Source organism: Agathobacter rectalis ATCC 33656, assembly GCF_000020605.1.
Classification (GTDB): domain Bacteria; phylum Bacillota; class Clostridia; order Lachnospirales; family Lachnospiraceae; genus Roseburia; species Roseburia rectalis.
This window is the reverse complement of record NC_012781.1, coordinates 1,143,164-1,163,752: the sequence shown is the minus strand read 5'-3', so window position 1 is coordinate 1,163,752 and position 20,589 is coordinate 1,143,164. Positions and strand designations below refer to the sequence as shown.

28 protein-coding genes are annotated in these 20,589 nt (G+C 40.6%); 8 read left to right on the top strand and 20 right to left on the bottom strand.

All coding sequences use genetic code 11. The features are described 5' to 3' along the window. Positions 1-147 precede the first annotated feature (147 nt). The 11 genes from EUBREC_RS05675 to EUBREC_RS05630 form a co-directional block, all read right to left on the bottom strand. A complete protein-coding gene (locus EUBREC_RS05675; protein ID WP_012742137.1) occupies positions 148-330 on the bottom strand; it encodes a hypothetical protein in 183 nt (60 codons plus the stop codon). A 258-nt stretch (positions 331-588) separates the two neighbouring features. Then, complete coding sequence (locus EUBREC_RS17940) at positions 589-717, bottom strand: hypothetical protein (protein ID WP_012742134.1); 129 nt, start codon at positions 715-717, stop codon at positions 589-591. A 145-nt stretch (positions 718-862) separates the two neighbouring features. After that, positions 863-1,456, bottom strand: a complete 594-nt coding sequence (locus EUBREC_RS05670) for a hypothetical protein (RefSeq protein WP_012742133.1) — start codon at positions 1,454-1,456, stop codon at positions 863-865. Further along, the gene (locus tag EUBREC_RS05665) at positions 1,447-1,761 is read right to left on the bottom strand and encodes a hypothetical protein (protein WP_012742132.1); all 315 of its coding nucleotides are present in this window, start codon (positions 1,759-1,761) and stop codon (positions 1,447-1,449) included. The genes EUBREC_RS05670 and EUBREC_RS05665 overlap by 10 nt, the downstream gene beginning before the upstream one ends. Then, positions 1,754-2,110: a hypothetical protein gene (locus tag EUBREC_RS05660; RefSeq protein ID WP_012742131.1), complete on the bottom strand. Its 357-nt coding sequence runs from the start codon at positions 2,108-2,110 to the stop codon at positions 1,754-1,756. Before EUBREC_RS05660 ends, EUBREC_RS05665 begins: the two co-directional genes overlap by 8 nt. Continuing rightward, a complete protein-coding gene (locus tag EUBREC_RS05655) occupies positions 2,111-2,341 on the bottom strand; it encodes a hypothetical protein (protein WP_012742130.1) in 231 nt (76 codons plus the stop codon). It lies immediately after the preceding gene. An 8-nt stretch (positions 2,342-2,349) separates the two neighbouring features. Next, positions 2,350-3,891 carry a ParB/RepB/Spo0J family partition protein gene (locus EUBREC_RS16600; protein ID WP_167527324.1) on the bottom strand — a complete coding sequence of 514 codons (1,542 nt, stop codon included), beginning with the start codon at positions 3,889-3,891 and terminating at the stop codon, positions 2,350-2,352. After that, positions 3,827-4,282, bottom strand: coding sequence for a ribonuclease HI (locus EUBREC_RS16595; protein WP_012742128.1), 456 nt, complete (start codon positions 4,280-4,282; stop codon positions 3,827-3,829). Before EUBREC_RS16595 ends, EUBREC_RS16600 begins: the two co-directional genes overlap by 65 nt. Further along, on the bottom strand, positions 4,269-5,126 hold the full coding sequence (locus EUBREC_RS05640) for a rolling circle replication-associated protein (protein ID WP_012742127.1): 858 nt from the start codon (positions 5,124-5,126) through the stop codon (positions 4,269-4,271). Before EUBREC_RS05640 ends, EUBREC_RS16595 begins: the two co-directional genes overlap by 14 nt. 89 nt (positions 5,127-5,215) lie before the next feature. Next, entirely contained in the window at positions 5,216-5,542 is a 327-nt protein-coding gene (locus EUBREC_RS05635; protein WP_012742126.1) for a hypothetical protein, read from the bottom strand. A gap of 436 nt (positions 5,543-5,978) precedes the next feature. Further along, the gene (locus EUBREC_RS05630; protein WP_012742124.1) at positions 5,979-6,212 is read right to left on the bottom strand and encodes a hypothetical protein; all 234 of its coding nucleotides are present in this window, start codon (positions 6,210-6,212) and stop codon (positions 5,979-5,981) included. Positions 6,213-6,329: 117 nt separating this feature from the next. Here EUBREC_RS05630 and EUBREC_RS16590 point away from each other — a divergent pair, with 117 nt between their 5' ends. Next, positions 6,330-6,872, top strand: coding sequence for a hypothetical protein (locus EUBREC_RS16590; RefSeq protein WP_012742123.1), 543 nt, complete (start codon positions 6,330-6,332; stop codon positions 6,870-6,872). Here EUBREC_RS16590 and EUBREC_RS05620 read toward each other — a convergent pair. After that, entirely contained in the window at positions 6,867-7,064 is a 198-nt protein-coding gene (locus tag EUBREC_RS05620; protein ID WP_012742122.1) for a hypothetical protein, read from the bottom strand. The two genes, EUBREC_RS16590 and EUBREC_RS05620, sit on opposite strands and share 6 nt — an antisense overlap. A gap of 117 nt (positions 7,065-7,181) precedes the next feature. Here EUBREC_RS05620 and EUBREC_RS17700 point away from each other — a divergent pair, with 117 nt between their 5' ends. Next, a complete protein-coding gene (locus EUBREC_RS17700) occupies positions 7,182-7,337 on the top strand; it encodes a hypothetical protein (protein ID WP_167527323.1) in 156 nt (51 codons plus the stop codon). Positions 7,338-7,470: 133 nt separating this feature from the next. Here EUBREC_RS17700 and EUBREC_RS05615 read toward each other — a convergent pair whose 3' ends face one another. Further along, positions 7,471-7,740, bottom strand: a complete 270-nt coding sequence (locus EUBREC_RS05615) for a hypothetical protein (RefSeq protein WP_012742119.1) — start codon at positions 7,738-7,740, stop codon at positions 7,471-7,473. A gap of 42 nt (positions 7,741-7,782) precedes the next feature. Beyond that, positions 7,783-7,983: a helix-turn-helix transcriptional regulator gene (locus EUBREC_RS05610; RefSeq protein ID WP_012742118.1), complete on the bottom strand. Its 201-nt coding sequence runs from the start codon at positions 7,981-7,983 to the stop codon at positions 7,783-7,785. A gap of 143 nt (positions 7,984-8,126) precedes the next feature. Here EUBREC_RS05610 and EUBREC_RS05605 point away from each other — a divergent pair, with 143 nt between their 5' ends. The 4 genes from EUBREC_RS05605 to EUBREC_RS16940 all read left to right on the top strand — a co-directional run bounded on the left by EUBREC_RS05605 (position 8,127) and on the right by EUBREC_RS16940 (position 12,528). Continuing rightward, on the top strand, positions 8,127-8,768 hold the full coding sequence (locus EUBREC_RS05605) for a LexA family protein (RefSeq protein WP_012742117.1): 642 nt from the start codon (positions 8,127-8,129) through the stop codon (positions 8,766-8,768). An 11-nt stretch (positions 8,769-8,779) separates the two neighbouring features. Then, on the top strand, positions 8,780-9,430 hold the full coding sequence (locus EUBREC_RS05600) for a hypothetical protein (RefSeq protein WP_012742116.1): 651 nt from the start codon (positions 8,780-8,782) through the stop codon (positions 9,428-9,430). Positions 9,431-9,816: 386 nt separating this feature from the next. After that, positions 9,817-10,875, top strand: coding sequence for an Abi family protein (locus EUBREC_RS05595; RefSeq protein WP_012742115.1), 1,059 nt, complete (start codon positions 9,817-9,819; stop codon positions 10,873-10,875). A gap of 162 nt (positions 10,876-11,037) precedes the next feature. Next, positions 11,038-12,528 carry a recombinase family protein gene (locus EUBREC_RS16940; protein ID WP_012742114.1) on the top strand — a complete coding sequence of 497 codons (1,491 nt, stop codon included), beginning with the start codon at positions 11,038-11,040 and terminating at the stop codon, positions 12,526-12,528. Here EUBREC_RS16940 and EUBREC_RS05585 read toward each other — a convergent pair. After that, complete coding sequence (locus EUBREC_RS05585) at positions 12,442-13,449, bottom strand: carboxypeptidase-like regulatory domain-containing protein (protein WP_012742113.1); 1,008 nt, start codon at positions 13,447-13,449, stop codon at positions 12,442-12,444. The two genes, EUBREC_RS16940 and EUBREC_RS05585, sit on opposite strands and share 87 nt — an antisense overlap. Before the next feature lie 448 nt (positions 13,450-13,897). Between EUBREC_RS05585 and EUBREC_RS05580 the strand changes: the two genes are divergently transcribed. Then, a complete protein-coding gene (locus EUBREC_RS05580) occupies positions 13,898-14,404 on the top strand; it encodes a flavin reductase family protein (protein WP_012742112.1) in 507 nt (168 codons plus the stop codon). A gap of 351 nt (positions 14,405-14,755) precedes the next feature. On the opposite strand, the gene ilvN is transcribed toward EUBREC_RS05580, so the two are convergent. The 4 genes from ilvN to thyA all read right to left on the bottom strand — a co-directional run bounded on the left by ilvN (position 14,756) and on the right by thyA (position 18,457). Continuing rightward, positions 14,756-15,253, bottom strand: a complete 498-nt coding sequence (gene ilvN / locus EUBREC_RS05575) for an acetolactate synthase small subunit (protein WP_041254511.1) — start codon at positions 15,251-15,253, stop codon at positions 14,756-14,758. A 27-nt stretch (positions 15,254-15,280) separates the two neighbouring features. Next, positions 15,281-17,002, bottom strand: coding sequence for a biosynthetic-type acetolactate synthase large subunit (ilvB, locus tag EUBREC_RS05570; protein WP_012742109.1), 1,722 nt, complete (start codon positions 17,000-17,002; stop codon positions 15,281-15,283). A gap of 31 nt (positions 17,003-17,033) precedes the next feature. After that, positions 17,034-17,525 carry a dihydrofolate reductase gene (locus EUBREC_RS05565; RefSeq protein WP_012742108.1) on the bottom strand — a complete coding sequence of 164 codons (492 nt, stop codon included), beginning with the start codon at positions 17,523-17,525 and terminating at the stop codon, positions 17,034-17,036. 83 nt (positions 17,526-17,608) lie between these two features. Next, entirely contained in the window at positions 17,609-18,457 is an 849-nt protein-coding gene (gene thyA / locus EUBREC_RS05560) for a thymidylate synthase (RefSeq protein ID WP_012742107.1), read from the bottom strand. Between the two features lie 433 nt (positions 18,458-18,890). On the opposite strand from thyA, the gene EUBREC_RS05555 reads away from it, so the two are divergent. Beyond that, complete coding sequence (locus EUBREC_RS05555; protein ID WP_012742105.1) at positions 18,891-19,829, top strand: tRNA dihydrouridine synthase; 939 nt, start codon at positions 18,891-18,893, stop codon at positions 19,827-19,829. A 12-nt stretch (positions 19,830-19,841) separates the two neighbouring features. Here EUBREC_RS05555 and EUBREC_RS05550 read toward each other — a convergent pair whose 3' ends face one another. Continuing rightward, positions 19,842-20,531, bottom strand: a complete 690-nt coding sequence (locus EUBREC_RS05550) for an SDR family oxidoreductase (RefSeq protein ID WP_012742104.1) — start codon at positions 20,529-20,531, stop codon at positions 19,842-19,844. Between the last annotated feature and the right edge of the window lie 58 nt (positions 20,532-20,589).

Genomic DNA, 20,589 nt, shown 5'->3' with positions numbered 1-20,589 from the left:
GCTTTTTGCTACTTCTTATGTACGCTGTGTATACATGTCTTGTAGTATTTACATGCCGGTGTGCAGGCCTTATCAGGTTCATATGCACATCTTATAGGTTCTATGGGTTTTACTCCGCTGTAAGTCCTGCTGTTCAACTGCTGCCTCCTAAGTTAATCTTCGAACCGGGCATTTATCGCAATGCTCTTCTCCCATTCTGTTATATGCCTCGTCATCCGTTGCCAGCGGATACTGCGATGGCCATTTGCAATATTCATCGCATATCCTGTCGTGGATATCTTCAAGAATCTGCGGAAGAGACATGTCTTCTGGTTTCTCGTAGTGTTTCATCCCTGTTATCTCCTTTCTCGTAGCCCATACACTTTACCGGTCTGCTTGGTCTACCGCATTTTTCGTAATATTTACAGTTTAAGCATTCATTTCTGTTCATTGTGTTTCGTCCTCTTTGGGTTTGTACTGCTGCATCGATATATATCTAATTTTATCCATTTTGGGGGATTCAGTTTTTCTGAATACCAATCAATCATATTGGGGTATTTTCTTCTGCTCCAGTTCTTGTACCATCTGTAAAGCGCGTACCATGCCATGCTACTTATCCTTTTCTTCCTGAAGCTTATCGTATTCCCTAATCAATAGCAGCCCTATTACAAACTCTGTTGTTCCGATCAGGGTGAACGTTAAGAGCATCCCATATACTATTAAATCTATTCCTGACATATTATTCTCCTATTCACTTATCTCATCCTCCTGAGGTAAAGGGAGCCCTTACCCAGCTCCCTTACGTGTTAAATGGCTTACAAATCAGTTTCCGTGATATAAATTAATTCGCATGCCCGGTTTCTTTTGCATTTCTGCAGGTGTTTCAACCCAATCTGTAGGCTTCTGACTCTTGCCAGAAAAAATCTACTCCGGAGAGAAGTCTTAGAACTTCAAGCTCCGGTTTATAGTCCGGATCTGTGAAGCATATTCCTATGGCCATATCGTCATTGTATGTTATCAGCCATGCATCATGCACCACAGGCGCGCATGGTGGTATCTCGTCCTCTGTGCACTTGCATGGAGCTATCATTGCAAGGCGCTTATCATTTATCAGCCGGGCGCCTTTTGGTGTCTTTGTGACCGAATACACATTATCATTCTGTATAATCTTGATAAGTGATATATAAGCCGGATCTGACTCTTCCACCATATCCCAGAGCATTGGTTCAAGCTCCATCTCATGCTGTGGACTGCTGCCCTTTTGATATTTGATAAACTCGCCCGGTTTCGGTGCCGGTCCTAATACCTTTATGGCAGTTCCAAGGAACTCCTTGTTGACGTATGAAGCATTCGCCTCTATTATCCAGCCTGTGCCATGGAGAATATACATCCCCTTTTTCGTGAGACCAAACTTGACGCCCCACGATTTATAATCTGCTTTCAAAACCTTTTCAAACTTACTGCAATCTATGAACATTCTGATTCTCCTATTCCCGCGATTAAAAACATGTCCTGATGCATGATACATGTATTAAGTCCGTGTCTTTTAACTACCGTGAAGTTTTTCATTACCTCAACTATTTCAAGCGTCTCTTGGCCTGTGGGCTCATCATCCTCGCGCCCACGCTGATCCACTCGCATTTTGCGATAATCTACACAGACGGTTCTCTTGCCCTGCAGATAATCTATAACCTGCTGCCTTATCTGTTTAAGCGACAAGCCTCCTATTGGCTCTCTGCTCATCCGGTTAAGCTCCTGTGAAAATATATTTACTTTACTCATCTTTTAGGAACCTCCATTTGTCATATTTTCTGTCCCGATCTGTGAAATCAGGATAAAACTCATCCAGATAGCTCTTAAACATCTCAAGCATCTCTTTGCGGTCTCCACTGCTGCCGTTGTCCATCATATGATGGTGGTACCTGCATCCGACTGCTCCATTCTGCCTGATGCCGAGTCCCATGGATGAGCGTGGTATGTAGTGCATGATATCTGTTATGTCCATCTCAAGGACTGCTGCCGGTGGCATCTTATAGCCTATCTGGCAGAATATGCATCTGTAATTGTCTCTTTCCTTGATTGCCACACGTTCTTTTGTGGAAAATTCAAGGTATTTTGTGTACTTTGCCATTTATCCCACCCTTTCTGTCTTCTGTTCTATCGGGAAGCGCCTTATAAGCTCCTTTGTGGCATTGTGATAGCACTGGGTTCTGTCCTCTTCGGTCACTTTTATTACTTCCTTGTCTCTTTTTCGGATTCTGATGGTGTGTTCTCTTCCGGTCTCTTTCAGTGACATTGTGAGACCATAAAACTTTTGACGTGGTGAGTATGTTTCATAAAACAAATCCATGATTGTCTTCATTGTGCCTCCTACAGTGCTTTACGCTGTTCTTCCAGTTCTTTTATCTTATCAAACAGTGGATGCGTGCCCTTGATCAGCTTAAATTCATCATCATCCGGCACAAATCCCATTTTCCTTACTTCTGTAATCAGCTTGATATACAACATGGCCTTTTCTTCGTCAAGTTCATGTTTCCACACAGAGTAAAATTGTTCCCATTCTAAGGCCTCATTTATGAGACATAACAGATATACTGTTGTCGGCAGTTCCTTAGCTGTCTTTTTGATGATTTTAATTCGTTCCTCCTCTTCTGCAACATCCTCAACATAGTCATCGTAATTTTCATCTATGATTCCATACAGATTCTCAATTTGAAAATCTTCAAATCCCAACTGTAATCCGATGAACATGAGGGTATGTATTGTCTCGATATTATCTTTGACCTCTATATCTCCATGCACCACCATATCTATAAACTCTTCAAAGTGTTCATAGAAATTTTCCTGATACTCGCCTAGCTTTTCAGAATAACCTTTAATCTGTTTTACTATTTTTTTAAGTTCGGTCTCGTCCTCTTCCTCGCTTTCCTCAACTGCTGCCGTATTCACTTTACGTTTTATATAAATAGCTTTTTTGTACGTGTAATATACATCCGTGGTATCTTTTATCTCTGGCGCCTTCACATCATCTTCATCTAGATTCCATGGATTTACGGTAGTAATGGTTTTATAATCAGAGTTATAATATGACAGATCATCTTCGCACTGCTGCACTCCCATCTCCTCGAGCTGGGCTATTATCTTACGTGCCTTTTTGTCCCGTTCTTCATCTCGAACACTTTGTTCGATACGGTACTTAAGGTTTTCACTGCTCGATGCCTGTGAAAGAATCTTGTTTCTTTCATCCACATCCTCCACTCTCTCCAACTCATACATATCCTTAAGCGTGAGCTGAAATGATTCATCGTTCTCTTTCTCCTTAAGCACTTTCTGATCAAGCTTTGCGATATTCAGACGGCGGTATATGGTGCTCTTTGAGAATCCTGTCTTGTCAGAAAGTGTTTCAACAGTCTCGCCCAGGTCAAGCATGAGCTGGAAGCTCTCGGCCTGTTCATATATCGTGAGGTCATTTCTCTGCATGTTTTCCTCAAGCATCATGGATATCTGTTCATTCTTGGTGAGTCCGTATACTATACGGCACGGTGCTTCACTGATACCGGCAAGCTTTGCCGCTGCTGTTCTGCGATGTCCTATCAGTGTGGTGTAGCCTTCTTCGCTCCACTTCGTCTCGATCAGCTCCTTGAGCTCATCGGTCGGGTCTTCGGTGTACGCTTCCACGACTGCTGCCATTTCATCCATTGTGAGCCAGTGTCCCGGCATTACTGTAAGGTTCTGCAGTATGCCTCTCTTTTTGATGGAGGCAGCCAGTTCAGTTACATCTCCCACGTCCTTTCGCGGATTGTCCGGGTGTGGGTATATTGCCGACACCGGTAACATAATCAGTTCTTCATTTTCCATTTTCTTCCGGTCCTTTCTTCTCGCACTGGTCTTTAAGCCAGTTGCTGTATTCATGGTGTTGATTCGTGTATATATAAAATCGTGTCCCATTGAGTAAAATCAACGTTTTCTGCCATTTGTCGGCATGCTTTACCGGCTCGCCCTTGGAATTTTTCCAGCCTGACTGCTGCCACTTGTGTATCCAGTCAAGATCCAGCGCTGATGTAAGGTAACTTGAGTCGGTGTATATGTCTATCTCAATGTCTTTTGTGTTGAGCCTTGAAAGTGCCTGGTTGAGGACTTCAAGCTCTGCCTCGTGACGCGTCACATCCTCAAGATAGACTATGTTGCTCAATGTTGCTTCGATGTCTTTTTTGGTCATGTATGACAGAACATAGCCTGCTGCTCCGTCTGTTTTTTTAATTGTTCTGATACCTGAATAGATGTATACGTTAACTTTTTTCATAATGTGTATAATCTGCCTCCCATTGGGGCTTTATGCGGTTTCCGGGGGATTTGCCGTCTGAGATAGTCCGCTGCATGTAGTAGAGGTATGAATAGCCTGTGCACTTGTTGACGCCCACCTTCACGGTGTTCGGCATCACGTAGTAGCCCTTATCCGGCTTGATGCCATCCTTGAAGAATCTTGCCATGGTCCAGTGTGCGTACTTTTTGCGCTTAGGCTCCGGTCTCACTAGGTTCCTTGAACTGCTCACCTTGCAGAACACCTTTTGCTCTTCCTCTCCGAAGAGATTGAGCTGTCCATCTATACCCTTCTTGTCAGGCTTGGCGGTCAGATATTCTGCCACTTCCTTTGCTCCGTCTGAATCATATGGAGCAATGTTTACGTAGTTCTTGCCCGGGACAATCAGATCAGCAATGGTCTTGTGCCATGTGTCCTTTATGAGTGTGTCGATGTTGTCCACGCGATTGCAGAGGAAATGTATATGTGGGCCTCCGAACCTGCCTATCTCCATGCGGTTCACCCACTTAAACGGAATGCCCAGCTTCTTGTATAGCTTTCTCATTTCCGTTGTGAATACTTTCCAGTCCCTTTTGATTCTCTCTGCATCCGGTCTTGTCCCTCTTGGATACTTGAGAGTCACCCATACATCACCTGTACGGAAGTTAGCAAGTATCAAGTATTTCTCTTTCTTTTCCCTCGTCCACTGATTCTGCCTTGCCATCTGCTCGGGAGTAGCTTTTATCTTCTTGGCTCTCCTCTCACCCTTGGCTCCATTCCTTCCTATAAACTTTATCTCAGTCGCTATATAATCTCCCAGGTAATAAGTATCCTGGATGTATGCCATAGTTTTTCCTAACTTTAATACTTTAGAATGTTTTAAATCAGCCTCTGTTCGAGGCCTTGAGCTTTGCTATTTCTGCCTGCAAAACGGCATCAAATGACTCTTCTCTCCTGCGCTTTTTCTTTGTCGCTGTCTCTGTTATGTATGCGGCCGCGCTCTGTCTTTCTAACTGGGAGCGTACTTTTTGTATCCTCTGCAGCAATCTTGCCCGCCCTCCTTATTTCCATTGTCCTTTGGATGCTCTCGCGCTGTCCTTTTTCGATCCATTCAAACCAGAATCCCAAAAGCGCCACGCACACTGATATGAGCATCCCTCCGATAACAAGCATCTGTCCCTGTGGCACCGGGCTGTCTATGCCCATGCTACACAGGAGAAAGAAGCTTATGCCTGTCGTTATTAAAATTTCACCTTTTTTCATGTCCTGTCCTTTCTGTTCGTTTCCAGGCTTGACGGAGCACCGATTTTATGTACAAAATAGGTTTACGTATGTATAGATGGAAGTTTTAGTTTAATTTACAGGAGTTAAATAGCATTTTCGGTGCTCCATCAAGCCCAGAAGTATATTATTTAATTTGTCATTTTTAAGCTTGTCCACTGAGACTGCAGATGCAGTCTATGCCTCCTCCGCAAGTCTCAATGGCACATTTTCTACTTGTTCTATTAGTTTTTGTTCTAATTTTTTCTTCTGTTCCTGTGTCAGATCGTCAAAACGATATATCTGATCATCTTCCAGAGTGTGAACGAATATCCTATATTTGAGTGCTATGGTTATCACCTCCGGTAAATACTATGCTTATACTGCATGTTCGCTTGCCTTTTTCTGTTTTCATCCCCGGGCTTGCCGGTTGTATTTTCTATTGAGCCAGCATGTTCTTCACTTCTGCCTTGAGCTCGACAAGACTCGCAAGGTACGCTGCTTCTGTGAGGGTTTTCTCTCTCTTAAGTATCTGATACTGTTCCTCGTTCCAGTCTTCCCTTGTGTTCATGCAGAATCTGTTATATTCTTCCTTCTTCCTGTAGTCTGCCTCTCCTGCTTTATCTATCTTGGTGAGGATCTTCTCAAGCGTGAGTGTTTCTTCCTTTGTCATGATCTTTCCTCCCTCTGTATTCTGTGTATTAAATCTTGCTTTTCTCTGCCTTTCAGTCGTATACTCTCCTTACAGGACGTTGCAGCGTCCGAGTAAATATATAAGTGAGGTATTTTTATGTCTTTAACACCTTCTGATGTCATTCAATTAATTGGTATACTGGCATCTCTCATTACAAGCATTATTGCTATAATCATTTCTGTATTAACACTCAAACAAAACTCTAAAATGATTGATGAAACATCACGTCCCTATGTAGCCATATACGCTAAAACCACAAATTTCCAATCGCCACAATATTACTTAGTCATAAAGAATTTTGGTCAAACCGGAGCAACTATATCTTCAATAAAATGTTCTCCTGATATCACTTCATTCTCTTTTCGAAGTGATCACATTCCATTTTCCAATTTTGCAGAAACATATATTGCTCCCGGCCAATCATTTATATGCAATGTTAAGGCAAGGGAATTCTGTTCACAGAAAGAAATATTTTATTTCGATATAACTTATATTGGAAATGGAAAGGAATACCATGATACATATCCTATAAATCCAAAAGCAGATGCTGATTTAATACTTGTAAGAGCAGCTACTGATGGCAAGGAACTTCGCAGCATCTCATACTCTCTGCAGGATTTAGTTGAAAAGCAGTTATAACTCGATCCGTTTTTCTTTCACTCTCTCTTTAATCCGATCTGTTATAAATTCAAGTGCTTCTACTGTTTGGGCTTCCTCTGGGAGTCCTTTTTTTATGGTTTCAATTACACTTTCTACAACTAGATTGACTTTATCCTCATCCAAACATGTTGTTTCTGAGATTTTAAAATCATTTTGAATTATGTTTAGCATTTCTCTCTCCTTTCCTCTGCATTCTGTGTATTAAATCTTGCCTTTTTCTGCTTTCCAGTCGTATACTCTCCTTACAGGACGTTGCAGCGTCCGAGTATGCAATAGGAGGTAATATATATGTCCACATATGAAGAGCTTGCTTTACTTTATGTAAAACAGAACTCAAAGCCTGGGGACTCGCCAGAGAAACTACTTTCCATGTATCGCAATGCGTATGAGAAAATAGCCAAATGCGATAAACAGCATGGCGGTAGAGCATTCTCTTTTGAATAGCTCCCTGCTGATCTGTGCCATAGCTTTTGAATTTTTACTCCGAGTATTCATTGCTGGGTACACATCTTTTGATTCCTCTGCTAATAGTTCTAGCTGTTGGCGGAGGATTTTACTTATAAGCATCACTCGTTTCTCACTCTCCTTTCTCCTGCATCCTGTCCAGCAACGTTTCTGCCTGCAGCACTGCAGTCTTCATTTCTGTTGCATCTACACCAAGCTCTCGCATCTTCTCTTCCAGTGGGACCGGCTCATGGTCTTTCTTGGGGTACTGCTGATATATGCTCTCTGCAGCATAGAGTCCGTACCGGTAATAGTATTTCACTGCCAGCTCCGGTGTGATGATTCCTTTTCCTTTTACAGTGCATTTACTCTTGTCTCTGTAAGTAAAAAATATTTTCCACATGATCTTTTCCTTTTTATTTCGTTATATCAAATTTAATTTGATTTAATCAGCAAAAAAAATATAATCTAATGGTATTTTATATATCGCCGCCAATTCTTTCGCTTGTGTAATAGAGGGTTTTGATGTTCCCTTTTCCCAATTAACCAAAGTATTTTTTGATACACTCATTGCCTTTGCTGCCTCTGTTTGCGTCATTTCAGCATTTACTCTAGCGGCGGCTAAACTTATCTGTAACTTACTCACTTACTTATTGCTCCTTTCCTTTTGTTGTCCTTATAGTATATCAAATTAAATTTGATGTCAATACCAAAATCCAATTTATTTTGTTTTTTTGTTGACTGTGATAAAATTTAATTGTATTATCAATATATAAGGAGGAAATAAAAATGGTTAAAGATAAGCAAAAAGCTATTTTTTCAGAAAACCTTAATTCTTATATCGCAAAAAGTGAAAAGACACAGCTTGAAATTGCCAAATCAATTGGCGTATCTCCTCAAACCTTTAATACATGGTGCAAAGGAATAGCCATTCCTCGAATGGGAAAAGTACAAGCTTTGGCTGATTACTTTAATATAAATAAGTCTGATTTAATAGAAGATAAGAAATTAAATATAGATACTGTGCCAATAGAATCCGGCTACACTATCCCAGTACTCGGTCGTGTGGCTGCCGGATATGGCAAAGAAGCTGTAGAGGAAGTGATTGGACAAATAGAGATTTCCCCCTCTATGGCTGCAAAAGGTGACTACTTCGGTCTGCTGATCAAAGGTGACAGCATGATACCTACACTATACGATGGTGATACAGTTATCGTAGAGCGGACAGATGATGCCGAATCAGGTGATCTTGTCATAGCTTTGGTTAATGGATCTGATGCAACTTGCAAACGATTGCAGAAATATGCAGAAGGGATTGCTCTCATACCACAGAATCCTGTATATGAGCCTATGCGATTTACTGAATCTGAAATAGACACTACACCTGTAAAGATACTTGGTAAAGTCGTTGAAATGAGAAGAAAATTTTAAGGAGGTTTTATATGTCTTTTTTATCTAAATTATTTTCACCAAAAAATAAGGTTAATTGGAATAATTATTCAGGCTACTTAGAACGCCCATTTGTTTCATTTGATATTTGTAATACACCTAAACCTAATCCATATATAAACAGTGAAATTCCAATTGTAAAAGATTCAATAAATATATTACATAGAACAGAATACACAAATACTCTAAATCCAGATAAGACCATACATCGCTATCGCAAAGATATACTTTATTATCCTATTTTGTTTGAAACACAAACCGAATATTTGCGTATACTAGAAAAATTGAACACTATCATTAAGCAACTAGAATTAGATTGTAAATATATAATTCCAATTAATAAAATATGTTTTACCCTTGATCAGCCAAAATCACTGCCTCCCTCACTCATTATTTTTGATGACGAAAAGAAGATATTTGATTTCTTTTATAGGGATAAATCAAATTTTTTATGTGTTGATATATATTTTGATTTACTCGGAAATATGACAAAGGCATGTGTGAAAAACTATTTAAATGAACATATAAAAGAAAATTTCAGACTGTATAAAACAGGTTTTGATCTATTTAAAATTACAGACAACGATAATGTTATATATCAAAGAGGAAAAATAGGCAGCCATAATATACATGATTATAATTAAATTCATTAGAATTGAATGAATCGTTGACGTGAGGCATATAATATCATATAATAACTAAGTAATAAATATCTTGCCTATAGGGCATTATAAAATATCTAAGTTATTATTGAAGACCTCACAGAAATGTGAGGTCTTTTACGTTATACAAAGCTTTATAATAAAAAATCGCCCTGGCGCTACCAACACCAAGGCGATGTAACCTGTATTCCGAAGAGTATAATATCCAGACAATTTTAAGTTGAAAGTTTGTTTTATTTTTAACATGAATACTTGACAAGACTAATTCATATGCTATAATGTAGCTAATTAGCGAATGACTGCTGTGCGGTCGCAAAATTGGTCTTGGTTTATTCCAAGGCTTTTTTTGCGTTTATGAGGATTATACAATGAATAAACAAATAACTTATACTGACGTATATAGTCAGCTTGAAAAATTAAAATCTCAAAATCTTATAATATCAGATGAGGCTTTTGCTGTTAGTGCTCTTTCGAGATATGGTTATTCTAACTTGATCAAAAGCTATAGAGAACCATACATAATCAGGTACAATGATTCTATATATTATAAGGATGGCGTTACTTTTGAGCAAATTTTATCTTTATTTATTTTAGATAAGAATCTGAGAAACTCTGTCATGGCTGCTATGCTGGATCTGGAAGAGTTCATTAAAGAAGCTGCTGCCGATGTAATTTCAAAATCATTCAGTACTGCCTCTGCAAAATATCTTAATTATAGGAATTATGCTAATAAGAAACGTAGAAAAAAGAGATTTACACTTTCTGAAACTTTAGAAAAGATAAAAAAGGCATTGTATTCAGATAAAGATCCAATACACCACTATATGTCAAAGTATGGTGATGTTCCACCTTGGATACTCTTTAAGGGGGTATATTTTACTACAATTGTTAATTTTGTCGGATTCTTTAAAACTCCTGAGCAAAATGAAATGATATCCCATTTATACCATGACCACTACGATTTTATTTACGATGATTCCATGAAAAAACTTATGATGGATACTCTTTTCATTTGTATTGATTACAGAAATATGTCCGCGCATGGCGGTCGTATTTATAACTATCACAGTCGCAATACCCTGCGAAAAGACGAGATTTTTCATGCGGATTATGGTTTAATGGCCTCTGGTTTTAGTGAATTGCTTTTTATATTAAGTTTGTTATCATACACAACACCTTTTGACCGACTTAATAACGCTCTTCAATATGAACTCAATCGTCACTGCTCCCTTTTTCCTGATGACAGTGAATATCTTTCTAAAGTATTAAATATTGATATTGTTAAAAAGGATTTTGTATATTATAAAGCATCTGGTTCAAAGTATCACACTATTCCATCATGTAGTGGTATGCAGGATGCTATTCAAATTGATATTGAAGAGGCAAAATCTCTTGGTTTGACACCATGTAAAAGATGCTGTAACTAAAAATTGCCCTGGCGCTACCAACACCAAGGCGATGTAACCTGTACTCCGAAGAGTATAATAGGTCCAGACAACCATATTATACCTTTCGGAACACCATCTGTCAAAGGATAGGTGTTATTTTTGTACCTTTTTGCATATATTTTTAGAAAGGATAGGTGTAATATGGAAAAACTACGCACTGGTGCTCTGTATATCAGAGTCTCAACAGACAAACAGGAAGAGCTATCTCCTGATGCTCAGCGCAGACTTCTTTTGGAATATGCTGCCAAAAATAATATCATACTGTCAAACGAATACATATTTGAGGAAGATGGCATAAGCGGACGTAAAGCAGATAAACGGCCAAACTTTCAACGTATGATAGGACTTGCCAAATCCAAGGAACATCCTTTTGATGCTATACTCGTGTGGAAGTTCTCTCGTTTTGCACGAAATCAGGAGGAATCAATTGTATATAAATCATTGCTTCGTAAAAATAATGTAGAGGTTATTAGTGTATCTGAGCCTCTTGTTGACGGTCCTTTTGGTACACTTATTGAAAGGATCATAGAATGGATGGATGAATATTACTCTATCCGTCTTTCCGGGGAAGTTACAAGAGGCATGACAGAAAATGCCATGCGTGGAAATTTTCAGGCAAGTCCACCACTCGGATATTCTATTACGGCACACAAAGCAACTCCTGTTATTGTGGAATCAGAGGCTAAAATAGTCCGTATGATTTTCAATCTATACACTGAGCAGGGTTATTCTATCATTGAGATCACACGTCAGCTCAATGCTCTTGGATATAAAACGCGGGCCGGTAAGTCTTTTGAAAACCGCGGAATCAAATACATATTGACCAATGAAGTATATACCGGTAAATCCGTTTGGAATAAAAGAGATTCTGCATCACGTCCAAAAGACAAGACCGAATGGATTATTGCCGACGGAGCACATGAACCAATTATATCTCCTGAACAGTTTCAAAGGGCAAAAGTCCGGCTTGAGTCAAATTATCGCCCGCGATATGCGAAACCAAGTGGCGTATGCTCTCACTGGTTGTCCGGTATTGTCAAATGTTCTGCCTGTGGCCGGTCGCTATCTATTTCTCTTGCAGGTGCCAATAAACAAGGCAAACGGTACATTTACCTGCAGTGCTATGGATATTTAAAAGGAAAATGTAATGTTTCACATGCTATATCAGAAAAGAAAATAGTTCCTATGGTTCTAGCAGCATTGAAAGATGCTATTAGCTCTGAAAATCTATCGTTCAAGGTTATTAATACAGATTCTCAAAGCAACTATCCTGCAGCTATTGATATTTATCAGAATCAATTGGATGAACTCACAAAGAAAGAAAAACGTATTAAAATGGCTTATATGGATGGAATCGATACTATCGAAGAGTATCGTAAGAATAAAGAACTGCTTCTGGAAGAGAGAAAAAGTATTGAAAGTCGCATAAATGCACTCCCAAAGCCTGCTGCAAAATCAGACACCACTGCTGCACTCCGCAGCAAAATCAAAACAGTATACGATAGTCTGCTCAATGAAGATCTCTCTATGCAGACACGCAATGATTTATTGAAATCCGTAGTGGAAAAAATCGTGTTTAATAAAAAAGAGGCCACTATTGATGTTTACTTTTATACCTCCAACCCCTTGTAAATACTGGGGTTGGAGAGAGTTTATACGCAAACGCAATCTGGTCATCCAGCTCGGACAGGAGACCTTCTGTCCGTCACAGTACTGCGTCAGAATCGGCTGCTTCACATTAGGTCTCGACAGATAGTTTTCAAACATTTCATTTACTATCAGCGAGATATTGTCATATATATTTCTGCCATAGATGAATTTGTGGTCATATGCCGTGGACGAAGTAATATTAAAATTATAGCCCTTTCCCCGATAGAACTCCGTGTATATCCTGTTTAACGTGAATGACATAATCGCAAGCACATTTGCCCTTATAGTGGCATCAGGCCAGGTCGCATATATCTCACTGGAAGCTACATTTTTGATGTAATCCTTATATCTGACATAATAATTTGCCGCTGTGGAATCCGATGGTGCCCCATCATGCACAATAACATATTCCGGAATCACAACACGATTAAGTACAATCTCACCGGTCTCAGCAACCGGCATAATCTCCGGCTCAGGTATCTTGGCAGGATAATCACCGTAGAGTGTATGTGCCGGAATAACAATATTGTCCACATCATTTCCCGGTGCATCAAGTACTTCCAGCTCAATATCCTGTATTGAAAGTCTGTCGGGCATCACCTCAACGCCCGAAACCGTGATATTTCTGTATCCGTTAGCTGAAACAGTTACCGTCACCTCCGAATACGGCTGTGACTCACTGGGCGACATAGAATACTCAAGTGGCGGAGTGGCAATCTCAACTGCCTCTATGCTTCCCGATTCGTTGGTATCAGTCTCCTCTATCTTTCCCTGCGGATCCCCGGAATAGCTGACTGACACCCTTGCATCCGCAACCGGCGTCCCCATGTTTTTCTGTCGTACTCTCACCTGAAGCCGCCCCTCATCAATTGACTCCTGTTGTAAAATGTGCAGATTTTTCATGAATATTATTACCTTAATATCTTTTTACAATAATATGCACAAAGTGTAGCGCATATGATATAATGAGCGTAGGCAACAGGCAGTCAGGAAAATCTCAGATTTTTCTGACTTGCACTGCATACAATACACTTACTAAGGTGGTTGGGGGACGTGCTCTCATCTGATCCGAGTCTTACGGAAAGGATGATTATTATGGTTTCTTGGAACGACTTATTTACTTTCGTTATCATGCTGGTAGCGATTCTGACATACATAGATACTCACAGAAAACATAAGAAATAGCCGTCCTGCCTCTGGTAAAGTCTGGGAACGGCTATCTCTTACGATAACTTATTAACTTAATTTGCCGGATCAGGTGAAGTGCACTCACCTACCGACTGCCTTACTAAGTGTATTATATGTCACTTAGCAGCATTTGTCAATTTTATTAATATTCAGGAGGAAAATTATGCATACATTTCAACCATATCCAATCGACATGCTCGATATCAATCCATTCACCAAGCTCAGTAAGGAGTGGGCTCTCGTGACAGCCGGCGACAAGGAAAAATCAAACACCATGACCGTTTCATGGGGTGGAACCGGTGTCCTCTGGGGCAAAAATGTCGTATTTATTTTTATCAGGGAATCAAGATATACTAAGGATTTCATAGACAATGGTGAGTTTTTCTCACTTTCTTTCCTTAGCGAGAAATACCGCGATGCCTTAAAATACTGTGGTGCTCACTCAGGACGCGGAGAAGACAAATGGTCAAAGGCCGGTCTGTCTCCTGCTACACGCCATGGCATACCATATCCGGATGAGGCAAATCTCGTATTCCTCTGTCGCAAGATGGCTGCTGTGCCTATTGAAGAGGCTTCATTTACAGACAAAGCCATTATGCGTCAATGGTACGGCGATCACGATATGCACACTATGTATGTTGGTGAAATTATTGAGGTTGCGGCTCGCTAATTTATTGCAATACTACGGGACGAGAAGAACCCTAATATGTATTTATGCGCTTAAAACTACGTGGCTAAGATAATTGTAAGAATTATGCTTTAAGATTTTCTATGCTTGACGAAACCGGCTTTTATGCGCCGTCCGTGGCGCATAACGCCTTGCCCTGCCGTCCATGGCAGGGCATTTCTGTGTTTCATGGCATAATTCTAACAATATCTAAGTCACTTCGTAATCGCTTATAAATACATATTAGGGTTCTTCTCGTCCCTTACTCTATGTTAATATTACACTAATTTTACCATTGTGCAACAACACATACAAATTGTCCCCTCATTACTGTCACAAGATTCTATATATAATCTAGCGGCAGCCGGTACTCATAGCTTCAATGGCCACGGCACCACCGCGCACAACCGAGATATGCTTGTACTGTGACTTGAGCAGGGCTATAAGATCATCATTGCGGTGCTCTGTGAGCTTGCTCTCTAAGATCACGCTGTCGGCATTCTTGTCCACCACATCAATATTAAAAACCTGCGCTGTCTGGAAGATATCAGTAATTTCCTCGCGGGTGAGCTTTGATACCCTGACATAGAGTATTTCCTTCATATGCAGAGGCACATCAGTCAGGTCAATAACCTTGATGACCTCGACCATTCTGTTGAGCTGCTTTTTTATCTGCTCAAAGGTAATATCATCGCTTGTAACGCAAATAGTCATTCTGGAAATAGTCTCATCCTCTGTTGTTCCAACCGTAAGAGACTGTAAATTGTAGGATTTTGCAGAGAAAAGTCCTGAAACCTTTGCTAAAACACCGACCTCATTCTCAACATAAAGTGCAATCCATCTGTTTTTCATTTCAATATTATTCATCTTCTGCACCTCCTACTTTAAAATCATTTCGCTCATAGGATTTCCGCTCTTGACCATTGGAAGAACAATCTCATCCGTAGCTATCATAAACTCAATAATTACAGGTACATCCTTATATTTCTTTGCCTCTGCAAAGGCTGCATCGATATCCTCTTCCTTTTCCACGCGGATTCCGTGTCCACCATAGCTTTCAACAAGCTTGAGAAAATCCGGTGTGTATGGCGGACATGCCTCGTTTGGTCCCTTGCACTCATCCGGGCAGCCCTTTCTTCTTCGAAGGCAAGTTGCAGAATAACGCTTGCCATAAAAAAGCTGCTGCATCTGGCGCACCATGCCCAGATAGTAGTTATTGAGCACGCATATGGTCACTCCTGCTCCCTGTACAACTGAGGTGGCAAGCTCCTGTATATTCATCTGAAGTCCACCGTCACCGCTTATGCATACAACATCCTTGTCAGGATTTGCAATCTTTGCACCTATTGCTGCCGGAAGACCAAAGCCCATGGTTCCAAGACCTCCCGATGTAAGAAGCTGGCTGTTGCTGTCAAGCTCTAAGTACTGTGTAGCCCACATCTGATGCTGACCTACATCTGTAACGTAGATTGCATCCTTATAGTTCTTATTGATATGCTCCATAATCATCTGAGGTGTCATACCCTTGTCTCTTCTCATGCCAAGAGGATTTTCCTCATCCCATGCCTTAATCTGCTTCTGCCACTCAGCAGTCTTTATCGGCTCAGCCCACTCGTTTAACTTGTCGAGCGCCACATTGGCATCTGCAACGATAGGCACATCAACCACTACATTTCGTGAAATAGATGCAGTATCCACATCAATATGTACAATCTTTGCCTTTGGAGCGAACTCATTTAAGTCACCGGTTATTCTGTCATTAAATCGTGTACCTATTGAAAAAAGTAAATCACACTCACTGACTGCCTTGTTTGCCGCATATTTGCCGTGCATACCACAGTTTCCCACATAAAGCGGATGGGTGGTAGGTATAGCTCCCTTACCCATTATTGTAGTGACAACAGGCACATTCTCTGCCTCCGCAAAACGGCGCAGGTTTTCATTTGCCCTGGCAACATTTATACCGCCTCCTGCAAGGATAAGCGGTTTTTTTGCACTCTTTAACATCTTGTAGGCGCGCTTAAGCTGTCCGACATGTACTGTATCATTTACACGATAGCCTCTGATTTCCACCTTGTCCGGATACTCTGCCGGACCGGATGCAGTCTGTATATCCTTTGGCAAATCAATCAGTACAGGGCCCGGCTTTCCGGTCCTTGCAATATGAAATGCCATCTTTATGATTTTTCCAAGGTCCTTTCTGTCACGGACTGTAACAGAATACTTTGTGATATTTCTGGTGATTCCGACTATATCCACTTCCTGAAAGGCATCATTTCCGATAAGTGGAAGCGGTACCTGCCCTGTAAAGCACACAAGTGGCACATTGTCATAATGCGCATCTGCAAGACCTGTAACTGTGTTGGTAGCACCGGGACCGCTTGTCACAAGGCAGACACCCACCTTGCCTGTAGACTTTGCATAGCCCTCAGCCTCATGAATCAGGCCCTGCTCATGTCTCGGCAGAACCAGATTGATTGAATTAGTCTTGTATAACTCATCGAATAAATCTGTAACTGTTCCTCCCGGATAGGCAAAAATAGTATCTACGCCTTCCTCCTCCAATGCTTTTACAAATAATTTTCTTCCTGTGATGTCCATACTGCTGTCATCCTCGTTTCTATTTAATAGTTTATTTTACTTTCTCATATCGAAGGAAATAAAACTCCAAATCAAAGTATGTCTGCTCTTCGCTGTCTCCCGTAATCTGCCACTCAGGCTTCTCGTCAAGATTTGGAAAATATGCATCCGCATCATACTCGAAGTCCACCTTTGTGATGTGGGCTACATCGCATTCATCCACGAGCTGCTCATAAATTTTCTGTCCACCAATGATATAAATATCCTCAGAATTGTATTTTTCAAGCTCCTTGTGAAGCTCATCAAGTGAGTGAACCACGACAGCACCCTCCACCTCATAGGATGGGTTATGTGTGAGCACTATGTTGGTTCTGTTCTTAAGAGGTCTGCTGTTTGGAAAGCTCTCAAGTGTCTTTCTGCCCATGACTACAACCTTTCCTGTAGTCATCTCGCGGAAAAACTTCTGGTCCATAGGTATCCGAACGAGCAACTGGTTATTTTTTCCAATTGCCCAGTTATTGTCAACTGCTGCTATTAAATTCATGATTTTCTCCCTGTTGTAATCGTTGCTGTTCACACAAAGTAGTGAACAATAACCTTCTTATAACTGCTTCATATCCACATTCTTTAAACCGCAATAGGTATATCCTTAATCTGCTCACCTGTCACATAGTCTGTTATCTTGATATCATCGGTCGTAAACTGATAGAAATCCTTTATGTCAGGATTGAGCCAGAACTTTGGAGCATCGTACTGTGGTCTCTCAATCAGCTCCTTCACAATTGGCACATGCCTGTCGTAAATGTGTGCATCTGCAATCACGTGCACCAGCTCTCCGACTCTCATATCACACACCTGCGCCAGCATATGCATAAGCACCGCATACTGGCATACATTCCAGTTGTTCGCCGCAAGCACATCCTGTGAGCGCTGGTTTAAGATACCATTTAATGTGAGCCTGTCATCACCCTTTTTCTGTGTCACGTTGAATGTCATGCTGTATGCGCACGGATACAGATTCATCTCATGCAGATCCTGATGCACATATATATTGGTAAGTATTCTTCTTGAAAAAGGTGTATGCTTCAAATCATAAATGACTCTGTCCACCTGATCCATCATGCCTTCCTTATATTGATGCTTTACACCAAGCTGATATCCGTAGGCCTTGCCGATTGAACCATCCTCATCTGCCCACTCATCCCACACATGGCTTTTTAAATCATGGATATTGTTGGATTTCTTCTGCCATATCCAAAGAAGCTCATCCGTTGCACTCTTGATATATGTCTTTCTTAAAGTGATAGCCGGAAATTCCTTTGACAAATCATATCTGTTGACGACACCAAACTTCTTTATTGTATAGGCGCTTGTGCCATCCTCCCAGTGGGGACGCACCAGCTCTCCCTCAGTGCTTGTGCCATTTTCCAGAATGTCCTGACACATCGCTACAAAAACTTTATCTGCATAACTCATATTATCTGCTCCCTAATCATAAGTATTCAACCGATACAATTACCCGTTTACTGTCTATTGTATCTAATTATCAATTTTTTTTCAATATATTCAATGTGCAAATTCAAATGATTTTTTTAGCTTTTTTCTTCATAAATTATTTAAGTTTTTTATTATTCTTTTCGATTAAGGACACAATTTGGACAAATTTATTTAGTATAGTAATACCTGTAAAGGAGATACACCTTTACAAATTCCCTTTTTTAAACATTTTTTCATAAACTAAACTCCTCGAAAAGAAGCCGCTTCCCTCGGCTTCTTTTCACGTTATGGGGGTTTACATTTCAGGCTTTTTCCCATATTATGATTAAAGGATCAAAAAGTAGAGTCAGATTACGCGAATGCGTAGCATGTAGTAATCTGATTAATCATAAATGAGGAGATTCACAATCACATGAAATTTTTTCTCGCACCGATGCAGGGGCTGACCGGATATACAGTAAGAAACGCATTCCACCACCATTTTGACTACATAGACAAATACTACACACCGTTCATCCCTGCCGCAAAGCGCATGAATGCCAAGATAAAAAGAGACATAGACCCGGTAAACAACGACGGAATCACTCTCATACCGCAGGCCATGTCTATAGTGGCAGACGAGGTCATAGACCTGCACAGGCAGCTTGTTCCTTACGGATATGATGAGATAAATGTAAATCTCGGCTGTCCGTCAGGCACCGTCGTATCCAAGAAACGAGGCTCCGGCATACTCGCATATCCTGATATGCTGGATAGCTTCCTCGATGAACTGTATACAAAAGCTGATTTTCCTGTTTCAATAAAAACACGCGTTGGCTTTAACGATGATGAGCTATGGCACAGGCTTATCGAAATATACAGTAAATATCCGATAAGTGAGCTTACCGTGCATCCGAGAGTCCAAAAGGATTTTTATAAAAATACGCCGCGCATGGATGACTTCGCCCTCGCCATGCAGAAAATAAATCCTGATAAAACAACACTCTGCTACAACGGAGATATCACTGATACTAATAGTTTTAATGCCCTAACCGACTGTTTCCCTGATATTGATGAAATCATGATAGGCCGCGGACTGTTTGCAAATCCTGCTCTTATCGCAGAGCTTAAGGGTATAAGCATGGATAAAGCCGAGCTTCGCGAGCGCTTAAAGAACTGGCATGATGAGATTTTATCCGGTTATCTGTCCATCTTTTCCGGTGAAAAGGATGCCATTTTCCGCATGAAGGAAATCTGGGCATATATGCATGGGCTGTTTTCTGACTCTGAAAAGCTCTGGAAGAAAATTAAAAAATGCCAGACGCTTAATGACTATAAGTCAATCGTTCGAATGGCATTTGATGCTTTTTAAAATATAAACACTTTACTTTCTTGCAATTCTGTGAAGCTGTGGCCTTATGGTGATATCTGTCATCACAAGGCCTTCTCTTTGCCCTAAAACATAAAGCACTGCGTCTGCAACCTCATTTGGCTGTATTCTTGCAGCTTCATTTTCATCCACTGTAAAATCAGCATTCCTGTACAGATTGGTATCGGTCATATCAGGCTCTAAATTTACCACACGCACACCGTACTTTCTCGCCTCCTCAAACAGGCTGTGGGAAAAGCTCGTAAGCCCTGCCTTTGTGGCACCATAGGCACAGCCGTGCGGATTCGTCTTTTCAGCAGTGATTGATGAGATATTTATTATTGTTCCTTTGTTTTTCTTTAAATCGCGAAGCAGCAAATTTGTGATAATCATCGGTGCCTCAAGATTTGTCCTCACCATCTGTGATATTTTTACAGGATTAAGTTCCTCATGAAGCGCGTAAAAGCCGACTCCTGCATTGTTTATGAGAAGTGATATATCATGATTTTTATTAATTTCTTTTATTGTCTTGATGAGCTTTGCGGTATCGGTAATATCGCATACTATACGCTCTATCCCTGCGATATCATCACTTTGATTGAAGCTTCTTCCTATTCCGTAAACCAGCCAGCCATTCGCTGCAAGCTGCCTGCATATAGCTTTTCCGATTCCGGAAGACGCCCCGGTTACAATTGCTTTGTTCATCTGATTGCTCCTTTATACTTTGACCCTTTAATCATACCATGTGATATATATATTGAAA

Excerpts from the sequence above, each read along its gene's own strand:
- EUBREC_RS05675 (WP_012742137.1), bottom strand. The coding sequence starts at position 330 with ATGAAACACTACGAGAAACCAGAAGACATGTCTCTTCCGCAGATTCTT.
- EUBREC_RS17940 (WP_012742134.1), bottom strand. The coding sequence starts at position 717 with ATGTCAGGAATAGATTTAATAGTATATGGGATGCTCTTAACGTTCACC.
- EUBREC_RS05670 (WP_012742133.1), bottom strand. The coding sequence starts at position 1,456 with ATGTTCATAGATTGCAGTAAGTTTGAAAAGGTTTTGAAAGCAGATTAT.
- EUBREC_RS05665 (WP_012742132.1), bottom strand. The coding sequence starts at position 1,761 with ATGAGTAAAGTAAATATATTTTCACAGGAGCTTAACCGGATGAGCAGA.
- EUBREC_RS05660 (WP_012742131.1), bottom strand. The coding sequence starts at position 2,110 with ATGGCAAAGTACACAAAATACCTTGAATTTTCCACAAAAGAACGTGTG.
- EUBREC_RS05655 (WP_012742130.1), bottom strand. The coding sequence starts at position 2,341 with ATGAAGACAATCATGGATTTGTTTTATGAAACATACTCACCACGTCAA.
- EUBREC_RS16600 (WP_167527324.1), bottom strand. The coding sequence starts at position 3,891 with ATGAATACAGCAACTGGCTTAAAGACCAGTGCGAGAAGAAAGGACCGG.
- EUBREC_RS16595 (WP_012742128.1), bottom strand. The coding sequence starts at position 4,282 with ATGAAAAAAGTTAACGTATACATCTATTCAGGTATCAGAACAATTAAA.
- EUBREC_RS05640 (WP_012742127.1), bottom strand. The coding sequence starts at position 5,126 with ATGGCATACATCCAGGATACTTATTACCTGGGAGATTATATAGCGACT.
- EUBREC_RS05635 (WP_012742126.1), bottom strand. The coding sequence starts at position 5,542 with ATGAAAAAAGGTGAAATTTTAATAACGACAGGCATAAGCTTCTTTCTC.
- EUBREC_RS05630 (WP_012742124.1), bottom strand. The coding sequence starts at position 6,212 with ATGACAAAGGAAGAAACACTCACGCTTGAGAAGATCCTCACCAAGATA.
- EUBREC_RS16590 (WP_012742123.1), top strand. The coding sequence starts at position 6,330 with ATGTCTTTAACACCTTCTGATGTCATTCAATTAATTGGTATACTGGCA.
- EUBREC_RS05620 (WP_012742122.1), bottom strand. The coding sequence starts at position 7,064 with ATGCTAAACATAATTCAAAATGATTTTAAAATCTCAGAAACAACATGT.
- EUBREC_RS17700 (WP_167527323.1), top strand. The coding sequence starts at position 7,182 with ATGTCCACATATGAAGAGCTTGCTTTACTTTATGTAAAACAGAACTCA.
- EUBREC_RS05615 (WP_012742119.1), bottom strand. The coding sequence starts at position 7,740 with ATGTGGAAAATATTTTTTACTTACAGAGACAAGAGTAAATGCACTGTA.
- EUBREC_RS05605 (WP_012742117.1), top strand. The coding sequence starts at position 8,127 with ATGGTTAAAGATAAGCAAAAAGCTATTTTTTCAGAAAACCTTAATTCT.
- EUBREC_RS05600 (WP_012742116.1), top strand. The coding sequence starts at position 8,780 with ATGTCTTTTTTATCTAAATTATTTTCACCAAAAAATAAGGTTAATTGG.
- EUBREC_RS05595 (WP_012742115.1), top strand. The coding sequence starts at position 9,817 with ATGAATAAACAAATAACTTATACTGACGTATATAGTCAGCTTGAAAAA.
- EUBREC_RS16940 (WP_012742114.1), top strand. The coding sequence starts at position 11,038 with ATGGAAAAACTACGCACTGGTGCTCTGTATATCAGAGTCTCAACAGAC.
- EUBREC_RS05585 (WP_012742113.1), bottom strand. The coding sequence starts at position 13,449 with ATGAAAAATCTGCACATTTTACAACAGGAGTCAATTGATGAGGGGCGG.
- EUBREC_RS05580 (WP_012742112.1), top strand. The coding sequence starts at position 13,898 with ATGCATACATTTCAACCATATCCAATCGACATGCTCGATATCAATCCA.
- ilvN (WP_041254511.1), bottom strand. The coding sequence starts at position 15,253 with ATGAAAAACAGATGGATTGCACTTTATGTTGAGAATGAGGTCGGTGTT.
- ilvB (WP_012742109.1), bottom strand. The coding sequence starts at position 17,002 with ATGGACATCACAGGAAGAAAATTATTTGTAAAAGCATTGGAGGAGGAA.
- EUBREC_RS05565 (WP_012742108.1), bottom strand. The coding sequence starts at position 17,525 with ATGAATTTAATAGCAGCAGTTGACAATAACTGGGCAATTGGAAAAAAT.
- thyA (WP_012742107.1), bottom strand. The coding sequence starts at position 18,457 with ATGAGTTATGCAGATAAAGTTTTTGTAGCGATGTGTCAGGACATTCTG.
- EUBREC_RS05555 (WP_012742105.1), top strand. The coding sequence starts at position 18,891 with ATGAAATTTTTTCTCGCACCGATGCAGGGGCTGACCGGATATACAGTA.
- EUBREC_RS05550 (WP_012742104.1), bottom strand. The coding sequence starts at position 20,531 with ATGAACAAAGCAATTGTAACCGGGGCGTCTTCCGGAATCGGAAAAGCT.